Genomic DNA, 11,730 nt, shown 5'->3' with positions numbered 1-11,730 from the left:
ACCAGTGGGTGCCGGCGCAGTCGGACAACAGTCTGAAGAAGTTGTACGGGCAGCTCGGCGCGGCGGCCGAGCAGCAGTTGTGGTACGACAAGCTGCGCGAGGTCATCGACGGTTATCAGCCGGACATCCTGTGGCAGGACTTCAACCTGACCCAGGTGCCGGAGTCGCGGCGGTTGGACTTCCTGTCCTACTACTACAACAGGGCCGTGGCGTGGAACAGGGACGTGGTGGCCACCTACAAGGACGGGTTCAACAACCGTGGTGAGGTGCTGGACATCGAGCGGGGTGGTCCGGCGGGTATCCAGACGCCGTACTGGTTGACCGACGACAGCATCTCCTCGTCGAGTTGGTGCTACACGCAGGGGATCGGCTACTACTCGTCGGTGTCGTTGTTGCACGCGTTGATCGACCGGGTGTCCAAGGGCGGCAACATGGTGCTCAACATCGCCCCGATGGCCGACGGCACGATCCCGTCCGGTCAACAGACGGTGCTGCGGGACATGGGCACCTGGCTCAAGGCGTTCGGGGAGTCCATCTACTCCACCCGGGCCTGGTCGGTGTTCGGTGAGGGCCCCACCCAGATGGGCGGCGGCTCGTTCCAGACCCCCCGCGCCGGCACCAACCGCGACATCCGCTTCACCCGCAGCAAGGACAACCGGGTGCTGTACGCCACGGTCATGGGCTGGCCCGGCGCCACCCTGAACATCACCACGCTCGGCTCGAACCAGATCAACCTCAGCACCCTGACCTCGGCGCAGCTGCTCGGCGCGAACGCCGGCAGCTACCTCGACCTGCCCAATCGCAGTCAGGACGGCTCGGGCCTGCACCTGACCATGCCGTCGTCGAACGCCCCGTTCAGCGCCCTGGCGTACGTGGTCAAGCTGACCTTCTCCGGCCAGATCCCCACGCCGGGAAGCGGTCCCACCCCGACCGGGTACGTACGGATCGCCAACGTCACCAGCGGGCTGGCGCTGGACAGCGGCGGCAACGTCGCCTCGGGCTCCAACCTGAAGCAGTGGAACTGGGACGGCAGCAACAACCTGCAGTGGCAACTGGTCGACGCCGGCGGCGGCTACTACCGGATCGTCAACCGCACCAACGGCATGGTCGCCGACAGCTGGGGCAACACCGCCAACGGCGCCCCCTGCCGACAGTCCGCCTGGAACGGCGGCAACAACCAGCAGTGGCGGCTGAACGACACCGGCGGCGGCCGCTACCAGATCATCAACCGGGGCACCGGCACCGCCCTGGACGGCTCCGGCAGCACCACCGCCGGCTCCACCGCGGTCCTGTGGGCGCCGAACACCAACACCAACAACCTGTGGACCATCACGACGGTCTGACCGCGCATCGGACGGCCCACCTCCCGTCGGCCGGGGGTGGGCCGTCCCTGCCCACAGGTGTTTCTGCCGACCAGAGATTGAACCTTTTTCAACCTGAACCGCGCGGTGCGCAAGCCGCGTCTTCGACCTCGGCCGACGCCGGAGCGCAAGGGGAGGTTGAAAAAGGTTCATTGACTGAGAGCGATTGATCGCGCACCATTGCGGGTGCCCGCCGGGTGTGACGCGACCGCGCAGCGCCACCGGCCAGGCTTCCGCGGGCGGAGGGCACTGCCCGGACCAGCTACGAGCCAGCGACCGCCGCGTCCGGACCGGAGGCGTCGAGACGTCGCCGGGGGACCGGTGCCGTCCGCCCACTCCACCCGCGCGCCTGCTGACTCGTGACCAGCAGGAAGGATTTCCGTGCGACATTCCCTTCTCCGGCGGCGCCTGCGGCTACCCCTGGCCGCGGCGGCCGTCGTGCTCGCCCTCGGTGCCGCCGCGACGGCCACCCGTACCGCCGCGGCGGCCGCGGCCGACCCCGGCACCCCGGTACGGGTCAACCAGGCCGCCTACGTGCCCGGTGCGCCCAAGCAGGCGACCGTGGCCAACTCCTCCGGCTCGCCGATCGGTTGGACGCTGCGCAACGCGGCCGGCGTCACCGTCGCCTCCGGCCAGACGACCGTCAAGGGCGCCGACGCCATGTCGGGCGACACCGTGCACGTCATCGACTTCTCGTCGTACGACGTCGTCGGTACCGGGTACGTGCTGTCGGCCGGCGGCGCGGACAGCTACCCGTTCGACATCTCCGCCGACCCGGTGAAGAAACTCCGGTACGACACCCTGGCCTTCTTCTACCACCAGCGCAGCGGCATCCCGATCCTGTCGCAGTACGTGGGCAACGCCTACGCCCGCCCGGCCGGCCACCTCAACGTCTCGCCCAACCAGGGCGACAACAACGTGCCCTGCCGGGCGTCCTGCGGTTACACCCAGGACCTGCGGGGCGGCTGGTACGACGCCGGTGACCAGGGCAAGTACGTGGTCAACGGCGGGATCTCGTCCTGGCAGCTACAGAACGAGTACGAGCGGGCGGTCAACATCCCCGGCGCGGACGCCGCGGCCCTGGGCGACAACACGCTGGCCATCCCGGAGCGCGGCAACGGGGTGCCGGACATCCTCGACGAGGCGCGCTGGGAGGTCTCGTTCCTGCTCAAGATGCAGGTGCCGGACGGCCGCCCGGACGCCGGCATGGCCCGGCACAAGATGAGCGACGCGAACTGGACCGGCCTGCCGCAGCGGCCGGAGCTGGATTCGCAGCCGCGGGTCTCGTCCGCGGTCAGCACCGCGGCCACCCTGAACCTGGCCGCGGTCGCCGCGCAGTCCGCCCGGCTGTGGAAGACCCTCGACCCGACCTTCTCCGCCACCGCGCTGGCCGCGGCCCGCAAGGCGTACGCCGCCGCGAAGGCCAACCCGGCCCGGTACGCGGACGCCAACGACGGCAGCGGCAGCGGTACGTACGCCGACAACAACGTCACGGACGAGTTCTACTGGGCCGCCGCCGAGCTGTACGTCACCACCGGCGAGGCGGCCTACCGCACCGACCTGACCGGCTCGTCGCTCTACCGGGGCGGCAGCTACACCAACCAGGGCTTCGACTGGGGATGGGTCGGTGGTCTCGGCGACGCGACGCTGGCCATCGTGCCCAACGGTCTGCCGGCCGCCGACATCACCGCCATCCGCCAGGCCATGACGGGCTTCGCCGACCGGATGCTGGCCGTGATGGCCGGCGAGGGGTATCCGGCGCCGACCCCCTCCTACAACTGGGGGTCGACCGGCAACATCGCCAACAACGCCAACGTGCTGGCTCTGGCGTACGACTTCACCGGGCAGCAGAAGTACCGGGACGGGGTCTACCAGACGCTGGGCTACCTGCTCGGACGCAACCCGTTGAACCGGTCCTACATCGCCGGCTACGGCGACAACCCGGTGCAGAACGTGCACCACCGGTTCTGGGCGCACTCGCTGGACAGCTCGCTGCCCATCGCCCCGCCGGGCGCCGTCTCCGGTGGCGCCAACAAGAACATCGAGGACCCGTACGCGGCGGCCCATCTCGCCGGGTGCGCGCCGCAACGGTGCCACGTGGACAACATCGAGGCGTACTCGGTGAACGAGGTGGCGCTGAACTGGAACTCGGCGGTGGCCTGGCTGGTCAACTGGGCGGCGGAGAAGGCCGGCAGCGGCTCCACCACGCCGCCCACCCCCACCCCGACGCCGACCACCTCGCCCACGGCGTCCCCGACCCCGTCGCCGACCACCTCGCCGACGGTGTCGCCGACCACCTCGCCCACGGGCGGGCCGGCGGGCGGTTGCCGGGTGACCTACACGGCCAACTCCTGGAGCAACGGGTTCACCGCGAACGTCACGGTCGCGAACACCGGCTCCACCGCGTGGAACGGCTGGACCGTGCGGTTCCGCTTCGCGAACGGGCAGACCGTGACCCAGTCCTGGTCCAGCACGGTCACCCAGTCCGGCGCGGACGTCACGGCCGCCAACGTGAGTTATAACGGCACCGTCGGCCCGGGACAGTCGGCGAGCTTCGGCTTCAACGGCTCACACACCGGCACCAACACCAGCCCGACGTCGTTCACCGTGAACGGCGCCACCTGCGGCTGAGGTGAAAGGAGGGGCCCCGGCCGTCGCCTCGCGATCGACCGGGGCCCCTCCCGGCCCGTGGCGTCAGCGGAGGTAGCCGGCGAGCGGGATGTTCTGGTTGCGCAGGGCGGTGGCGACCAGGCCGGCGATCTGAGTGGCACCGGCCGTCTCGAAGTGGGTGTGGTCGTTGCAGAAGAAGGCGCCGACCTTGCCCTGGGCGTAGTCGCCGTTGTTCGGGCACAGGCCCAGGCTGTTGTACAGGCCGTAGCTCAGCCGGTGCAGGTCGATCACCGGTACGCCGTTCGCCGCGGCGGCGTCGGTGGTCTCGGTCAGGAAGCCCCGGTTCCCGACCGCGGTGCCGCCGCTGCAGGTGATCGCGGCAACCGGCGTCAGCAGGATCGGACGTACGCCGCGTTGCTTGGCCGCGGCCACCATGACGCCCAGCAGTTGCTTGTACCGGGCCGACCCGACGTGCCGCGGGCAGGCGCTGTCGCCGTCGTTGATCCCGAACTGGACGATCAGGTAGTCGCCGGACTTCATGCCCGCCGACGCGTCCAGCATCGACGTCCACCGGGTGGAGTAGGTGTTCGGGTTGATCACGCACTCACCGGTCGAGTCCTTGGTGGCGGTGACGTTCGGGTCGTACAGCCAGGTCTGGATGCTGCGGCCGGAGACGGCGTTGTTGCGTACCGTCACGTTGCTGTTGAAGTACGGGGCGAACTGGCTGCCCCAGCCGACCGGGCAGGTGCCGCCGGACGGGTTCGCCATCGTCGAGTCGCCGGCCAGCCAGACGGTGACCTTCGGCTGCGCGGGCGGGGTGGTCGGGCCGGTCGACGGGGACGGGGACGGGCCGCCGGTGGACGGCGGCGGGCACTCGGTGGGCGCGGGCGTCCCGGTGCAGGTGGTGCCGTTGACCGTGAAGGTGGACGGCACCGGGTTGCCGGTGGTCCACGAGCCGTTGAAACCGAAGCTGGCCGTGCCGTTGGTCGGCAGGGCGCCGTTGTAGCTGACGTTCCGCGCGGTCACCGCGGTCCCGGTCTGCGTCACGGTGGCGTTCCAGGCCTGGGTGACGGTCTGGCCGGCGGCGAAGGTCCAGCCGAGGGTCCAGCCGGTGACCGGGTCGCCGAGATTGGTGATGGTGACGTTGGCACCGAAGCCGCCCTGCCACTGGCTGCTGATCGTGTAGTCGACCCGGCAGCCGGTGGCCGCCGCGCCCGCCGCCGGCACGGTCACCGCGACCGCGCCGGCGAGGGTCGCCAGCGCCGTCGCGCACATCGCCACGAGGTGTCGTCTCGGAAGTGTCATGTCCGCCCCTCCGGGCCGGGAGTTCGGAGCGTCCGCTCCATCGACAATAAATCTATCTTAATCAATGTACTGTGAAGGGCATGACGACCATTCCGTTCCGGCGGGCCCGGGCCCTGGCCCTGGCCGCCGGCGTGCTGGCCGCGGCGGTGTGCGGGACCGTGCTGTCGGGGTTGCCGGCGGCGAGCGCCGCGACCGGCGACGGGTCACCCACCGACAGCAACATCACCTTCGTCGGCCGCTGGGACAGATCGAACAGCACGGCGTACGTGCCGAACTGGGCCGGCGCCTACCTCAAGACCGGATTCACCGGCACCACCGTGAAGCTGAGACAGCGCAACACCATCGACCTGTACTACAGCATCGACGGCGCGGACTTCTCCTACCTGACCAACGTCAGGGGCACGGTCAACCTCACGCCCACCCCGTTGCGCGCCGGCAACCACACGCTGCGGGTGTCGTACCGGGTCGTCGCCGGCTCGTACACCGGGGACGCGGTCTTCCAGGGGCTGGTCCTGGACGCCGGCGCGACCACCCGGCCGGTGCCGGTGTCGCCCCGGCTGGTCGAGTTCGTCGGCGACTCCATCACGCTGGGCACCACCTCGTCGCGTACGGCGCTCACCGCGTACGGCTGGCTGGTGGGTGAGCAGTTGGGGGTCGAGCACACCCAGCTCGGTTACGGCGGCGGGTGCCTGGTCGCCACCGCCGACGGCTGCGTCAGCGTGGCGTCCCAGTTCCTCAAGACCGGGTACGCCGCGTCCAGCCCGAACTGGGACTTCAGCCGCTACCAGGCCGACGCGGTGGTCATCAACCTGGGCACCAACGACGTCAGCCACGGCGTGACCACCGCCCAGTTCCAGAACGGGTACGTGTCGTTCCTGCGTACCGTCCGGAGCAAGTACCCCCGTGCGGCGATCTTCGCGCTGCGCACGTTCAGCGGCCGGTTCGCCACCCAGACCGCCGCCGCCGTCAAGACGGTCACCGACGGCGGCGACCCCAACGTCAACTACGTGGACACCACCGGCTGGCTGCCGGCCGACGGCCTCAGCGACTCGGTGCACCCGAACGACGCCGGGCACCGGGCCATCGCCGCGAAGCTGGCGCCGGTCGTCGCGGCGAAGCTGGGCGGGTCCACGCCGACCCCGACCGCGACCGGCTCGAACCCGACGCCGACGCCGACCGGTTCGACCCCGACCCCGACCCCGACCCCGACGGCGACGCCGACGTCCGGCGAGCCGGCACCGACCGGCTGCGCGGTTTCCTACGTGGTGACCGGTCAGTGGCAGGGTGGCTTCCAGGCCGACGTCACCGTCCGCAACACCGGCTCGGTCGCGGTGAACGGCTGGACCCTGCAGTGGTCCTTCGCGAACGGGCAACAGGTGACCCAGGCGTGGAACGCCGGCTACACGCAGTTCGGTGCCACCGTACGGATGACCAACGTCGACTGGAACGCGGGCATCGCGCCCGGTGCCACCGCCGGGTTCGGCTTCCTGGCCTCGGCCACCGGCACCAACGCCAAGCCGACCGCCTTCACCCTGAACGGCAGCGCCTGCAGCGCGGCGTAGCGCGTCCGGCGACCGACGGCATGACGAACCCGACCTTTTCCCGTATCGACTTCAAAACCGCCGGACTGTATCGGATTACTGCTCAACTTGCCTGGTCTGGCGCGGTCAGTATCGATGGCTGCTTGGTCTGAGCGTGAGTGCAGCCCGGCCAGTCCGGATACCGGCCAGCCGGCGACCCAGACCAGGTAGGCGATGTCGGCCGATGCGACGGGACCTGCGAGGACCAGCCGACGCGACGCAGCAGGTACGACGTGCCGCGCATGGCATAGCGGGTGCGGAACATCCGTGCGATCAGATTTGACACCCGCGCCAACGTCCCGCTGATCTTCGCCGAAGTCATGGCCACCGGCCCTTCATTCAAGGACTCGGCCAGCCGTCGCAGCCGCACCTCGTCCAGCCGGCACCTACTGCCAGCGGGCCACCCTCTCCGGACAACACGCGCTTCATGATGTGAAGACTTTTTCATGACAGGACAGGGGCGGGAAATATGTCTATCTGTAAAGGTGGCCCGATCCGCAGCTGACGTAGCAGGCGCTCCACGCCTGTGGCGAACCGCGACTGGGCGTTCCACAGGATCACAACAAGCCCTTAACATTAACTGACAATCAGTTATGACCGTCCACGTTGGCCATACAGTCCGGCGTGCCACCGTGAGCTTCTGGCCAGCCCCGGACGCAGGGAGAGTCGGACAGTGCGGTAGCAAAAGAGGACTATCAAGTCAATGGCTGAGTCGATTCTTTGATCAAGAATTGCACCCATAAATTTTTACATCCAGGTTGGGCAATTCGTTGACCTGCATAAATACCGCGCTGCCGCTGCCACGAGTCTCTCAATTTCCGATCTGTGGCCTTGACGGTCCTTGGCAGCCTCTGGTGACATAGATGCTGACGGTCGCCAGACAGTCACAGGTGAGCGACTGCGGTGCTGCAACACCGCAGCCGCTCTCGTCCTCAACAACCAGCTAGGAGGATCAGTGAGGACAGGCGTGATTCTACGCCGACTAGCCGCCCCATGGCCAGCGGCTAGTTGGAAAGCCCCACCACTACTACAGGTTAGCTCCGACCAACCCAAGTGCGACTCGGACCCTGGCAATTCCAGTAGAGACCATCGGCGAACGGGGAGTGGTGTGAGGATCGCGAAAACCTTGGCCGGAGGAGCAATCGCAGGCCTTGCGGCCGCCTGTATGGTGGCCATGATGGCGAATCCGGCTGCAGCGCAAACGGGTTCGGCGGCAGACCGAATCAACCGCGCTCTGGTCAGCGCCGGTGTTCCTCAGTCCACGGCGGGGCCCAATGTAGGTACCAGCAAGGTTGAAATTCCCTCCGACAAGCCAGCGGCACTTCTCACAGCTGCTGGAAAAAGCGTTTCCCTGACCCTCCAGGCGCCCAGAAAGAACAGGGATGCGAGGGGGATTTCCTATTCGAACGGCGGGAATGCTCGCGCATTTGGTGACATCGCGCCTGACACGGATTCGCTGGTCCGAAGCGCAGACGGCGGTGCGCAGATCCTTGCCGTGATGCGCACTGCGTCAGCCGCAAACACGCAGCGTTACAACGTCGAGCTTCCGCCTGGCACGCACATGGAAGCCTTCGGAAAGGCTTTCAATCTGGTTGAAGCGGATGGGAAAATCGTCGGCCAGATCGCAGCACCTTGGGCCAAGGATGCTACTGGCCGCGAGCTGTCAACCTCGTACAGGCTTGAAGGCGCCACCCTGATCCAAAGCACCGACACCACCAATGCAACTTATCCTGTGGTAGTCGATCCGAAAATCACCTATGGCGTCGGCATCTACCTCAACATGTGGGGATCCGAGGCCAAGGCATACGCGATCGCTATTGTCGGGCTGGGGGGAGTTGGCTTCGCGACCGCCTGCACCGCCGTCGGGAAAATCCCGAATGCGCTTGTGAAGACCCTAGCCACTCTCATCTGTGGTGCAGCATCGGTCAACCTCACGAAGGTGTGGCAGGCAATCGTTGACATTTACTACTCTTCTGCCTGGGAGAATGGAGCCTGCTACCAGCAGAAGATTGTGCCAATGACGAACAGCATGGTCAAGGTAAGCACCACGAATTGCCTCTAGTAAACGGCAGATGAAATGTCGGCCGGAATCGGAGATTCGATTCCGGCCGACGTTTTGTTATGCTCGGCCCCAGGTTACGTCGATTTAGCCTCACGCCGACGTCGAGAGCGTGTCGAGAGTGCGTCGAAAATCGCTACGGGAATCATGGCCGCCACGCCAATTAGTGCGGCCGCCCATGCCGGAAGGTCGAGAAGTAGGCCCCCAATAAATAGGGCAACCAGCACCAAGAGGTATACGATCCGAACCCTAGGCTCCATGATCTCAAGGTAGCAGATAGAGGTACGGTCACGGCAAGTGCCGACACGACCTTCGGCTTCGAAATGCAGTAATGATCATGATCGCGACGGAGGTGGGCGCGGCTTCGACCTGGGTTGGGGTGTCCGGGTGCCATCTGTTCTGAAGCAGTTTCCGATCGAGGCTCGAGATCTATAGCGCCAGGCGTGGGGCGTTGAGCATGCGTTCAAGCTTTCTTTGCTTGGTCAAGGGCGGATCTTCGGCCCGCCGTGCCAGCGCCGGGGCGCGCGTCCGGTCTGGCGGCCGGTCACGCCCCGGCGCGCACGGCGCACGTTGGCAGCATTAACACAACAGCATCCGGCGTGGCGTAGAACCGACCACCGCCGGAGCCCGGCATCGCGAATGTTCGGCAGGCATGGACCGGCAAGCCACAAGCGAGGCGGCGGTGTCCGCCGTAGGCCGTCAAGTGGGCCCGGTGCCAGCCATTGGACGGCTCGGGTCGGGTCAAACCCAGCGGGCTGGGAGGGGAGGCGGCCGACGTGGTCGGACCGATCGGCCCGAACCGTGTCTTCCTACTCTGAGCGCGACCCTGGAAGCTTTGTAACGAAAGAACCCCCGCCCTGCCAAGTAGGTAGCGCGGGGGCTTTCGTGTCTCTGGGGCAGCTACAGGCTGCCCAGCTTCACTCCCTGGACGAACGTCGCCCAGGAGCTACGGGAGAACCCGAGGATGGGCCCTCGTCCGTCGTCCTTGGTGTCACGGACAGCGACCGTCGGCAGGTTGTCTGCCACCTCGACGCAGGCGCCGCCGTTCGTATTGCTCCGAGTGGACTTGTGCCAGTTGGCACCAGTTAGGTCCATGCGTCTCGACCCTCCCTGATCATCTCCACCGATGTGCGATATGGGAGAGCTTCCCCGCGTACGGATTCCCAGGCGCGCAGAACTTCTCTCACATCTTCCGTTCGCTCAACCACCGTACCGTCTAGCTGGTTCTCCATGTACGCGGTTATCTCCCCGCTCCGGGACGTCGCCACAGCGAACGGGCCATCAAGGCCAGCGTAGGCACCGACCGACAGTGGTACAACGTGGACCCGCACCCACGGGCAGCCGTCGAGGACGGCGAGCAGGTGATCCAGTTGGGCCCGCATCACCTTGGGTCCGCCGACCGGGCGGCGTAGGCACATCTCGTCGATGACGAACGTTGCCCTGAGCGGACCGTCCCGGTGCAGGACGGCCTGCCGTTCCAAGCGGACCGAGACCTGCTCGTCGAGTTTGTCTCCGCCGAGAGCCCCGCCCACGGCCAGCAGCGCCCGGGCGTAGCCCTCCGTCTGAAGCAGACCAGGGATGATCAGCGGCTCGAACCAACGGAGGTCAGCCGCGGCTTGTTCGTCCTTGATCCAGGGCCGCAACCAGGGTTTCGCGCTCTCCTGCTGAGCGGCGTCGAGCAGCCTCAACAGTCGCCCGTTGACGCCCAGCGCAGCGTCGACCTTCGTCGTGAAGTCTCGGGTTGGCCGGCGCCGGCCGTTCTCGACCGCCGACACCTGGGCGGCGCTGTAGCTCACCTTGGTCGCCAGCTCCTCCTGGGACAGTCCGGCCTCGGTCCGCGCTTGCCGTAGCTCCTCGCCGAACAGATCAAGAAAACTTCCCACGTTTACACCTCTCTACAGGATTCCCTTGATCAATACCGTTTTCGGTGTACTGCTGTTAATGCTTCCATAGTGGGCAGTGAAAAGCCAAGCTTGTTTACGAGACGCGGTGACGCTGACCGACGAGAGTGATAAGGGGTGGCTCTCACGGGATGTCGTCGGCGTCACCAGCGATAAAGGGGTGGCCGTTTCAGTCCTTCCGGCCAGAACCCCAGGGGGTCGCTCGTCGAGCGGCCATTCGATCGAGCGGCCCCCACTTCTCACCTCATCGCCTGGAGGTTGAAGTGTTTACACTCGTTCAGGTAGGTGACCTGCTCACGCTCCCGGCGGGCACGTGGGAATATCCACGCAAGTACGAGAGCACCCTGACTCTGCGGGTCAGTCATGTGACCGTACCGAAGGTGGCTGATTTCGAGTGGGTCAGCCTTGTCGGCGCTGTCATCACTGATCAATTGGCGACCGACGGGTTGACGAGAAACGTCCTCGTCCGTCGAGACTGGTTGGAGAAGAACCCACCCATGAGGCCCCGATTTTGCGACGGTTAGAACTCGGCCCGGGTGTCGTCGTCTGGATCGGCCGCGCCGCATCGGTTCAATTCGCCGGCGCTCGTGCCGTCAGGCTGCGGGTCACCCGGGTGGACGACAACACGTATGACGGATGGGTCTGGCTTACGGGATACGAACTCGACGCGGAGGGGAACGCCGTCGAGCGTCGAGAAGTGTACGTCCAGTTGGCCGGACTCCTACCGTGTCAGCAGCGAAACGGTCGACTGCTCGACCCGCCGAACGAGTACGGCGACGGCATGGCAGGAGGCGTTTTCAAAACTCCATTGATAGTTTGATCCCAGGGCGGTCGATGTGACCGTGGGTGATCGTCGGGTTGTGTGACCGGGATCGCGGGTGTCGTGAATGGACGCGGCGGCCGTCGCCAGGTAG

At 66.6% G+C, this 11,730-nt stretch carries 9 protein-coding genes; 4 read left to right on the top strand and 5 right to left on the bottom strand.

What is annotated here, in order from left to right:
• Together ACFOX0_RS33305 and ACFOX0_RS33300 are read left to right on the top strand one after the other, a co-directional pair.
• Nucleotides 1-1,343: alpha-L-fucosidase (locus tag ACFOX0_RS33305; protein WP_377553527.1), on the top strand; the 1,343-nt coding region annotated here is incomplete at its 5' end.
• 399 nt (nucleotides 1,344-1,742) lie between these two features.
• Nucleotides 1,743-3,992, top strand: coding sequence for a glycoside hydrolase family 9 protein (locus ACFOX0_RS33300; protein WP_377553525.1), 2,250 nt, complete (start codon nucleotides 1,743-1,745; stop codon nucleotides 3,990-3,992).
• 63 nt (nucleotides 3,993-4,055) lie between these two features.
• Here ACFOX0_RS33300 and ACFOX0_RS33295 read toward each other — a convergent pair whose 3' ends face one another.
• Nucleotides 4,056-5,276, bottom strand: a complete 1,221-nt coding sequence (locus tag ACFOX0_RS33295) for a cellulose binding domain-containing protein (protein WP_377553523.1) — start codon at nucleotides 5,274-5,276, stop codon at nucleotides 4,056-4,058.
• 80 nt (nucleotides 5,277-5,356) lie between these two features.
• On the opposite strand from ACFOX0_RS33295, the gene ACFOX0_RS33290 reads away from it, so the two are divergent.
• Entirely contained in the window at nucleotides 5,357-6,838 is a 1,482-nt protein-coding gene (locus tag ACFOX0_RS33290) for a cellulose binding domain-containing protein (RefSeq protein WP_377553521.1), read from the top strand.
• A gap of 82 nt (nucleotides 6,839-6,920) precedes the next feature.
• Here the strand turns inward: ACFOX0_RS33290 and ACFOX0_RS33285 are convergent, their stop codons facing one another.
• A complete protein-coding gene (locus ACFOX0_RS33285) occupies nucleotides 6,921-7,178 on the bottom strand; it encodes a winged helix-turn-helix domain-containing protein (protein ID WP_377553529.1) in 258 nt (85 codons plus the stop codon).
• A 786-nt stretch (nucleotides 7,179-7,964) separates the two neighbouring features.
• Between ACFOX0_RS33285 and ACFOX0_RS33280 the strand changes: the two genes are divergently transcribed.
• Complete coding sequence (locus ACFOX0_RS33280; RefSeq protein WP_377553518.1) at nucleotides 7,965-8,918, top strand: hypothetical protein; 954 nt, start codon at nucleotides 7,965-7,967, stop codon at nucleotides 8,916-8,918.
• Nucleotides 8,919-9,815: 897 nt separating this feature from the next.
• Here the strand turns inward: ACFOX0_RS33280 and ACFOX0_RS33275 are convergent.
• The 3 genes from ACFOX0_RS33275 to ACFOX0_RS33265 form a co-directional block, all read right to left on the bottom strand.
• A complete protein-coding gene (locus ACFOX0_RS33275) occupies nucleotides 9,816-10,010 on the bottom strand; it encodes a DUF397 domain-containing protein (RefSeq protein ID WP_377553516.1) in 195 nt (64 codons plus the stop codon).
• On the bottom strand, nucleotides 10,001-10,798 hold the full coding sequence (locus ACFOX0_RS33270; RefSeq protein WP_377553513.1) for a helix-turn-helix domain-containing protein: 798 nt from the start codon (nucleotides 10,796-10,798) through the stop codon (nucleotides 10,001-10,003). Before ACFOX0_RS33270 ends, ACFOX0_RS33275 begins: the two co-directional genes overlap by 10 nt.
• A gap of 739 nt (nucleotides 10,799-11,537) precedes the next feature.
• The coding region (locus ACFOX0_RS33265) for a hypothetical protein (RefSeq protein WP_377553510.1) at nucleotides 11,538-11,730 on the bottom strand (193 nt) is incomplete at its 5' end.

The sequence above is a fragment of the Micromonospora zhanjiangensis genome (genome assembly GCF_042650605.1).
Taxonomy (GTDB): Bacteria; Actinomycetota; Actinomycetes; order Mycobacteriales; family Micromonosporaceae; genus Micromonospora_J; species Micromonospora_J zhanjiangensis.
This window is presented reverse-complemented; position numbering and strand designations above follow the sequence as displayed.

Excerpts from the sequence above, each read along its gene's own strand:
- ACFOX0_RS33295 (WP_377553523.1), bottom strand. The coding sequence starts at position 5,276 with ATGACACTTCCGAGACGACACCTCGTGGCGATGTGCGCGACGGCGCTG.
- ACFOX0_RS33290 (WP_377553521.1), top strand. The coding sequence starts at position 5,357 with ATGACGACCATTCCGTTCCGGCGGGCCCGGGCCCTGGCCCTGGCCGCC.
- ACFOX0_RS33275 (WP_377553516.1), bottom strand. The coding sequence starts at position 10,010 with ATGGACCTAACTGGTGCCAACTGGCACAAGTCCACTCGGAGCAATACG.
- ACFOX0_RS33285 (WP_377553529.1), bottom strand. The coding sequence starts at position 7,178 with ATGACTTCGGCGAAGATCAGCGGGACGTTGGCGCGGGTGTCAAATCTG.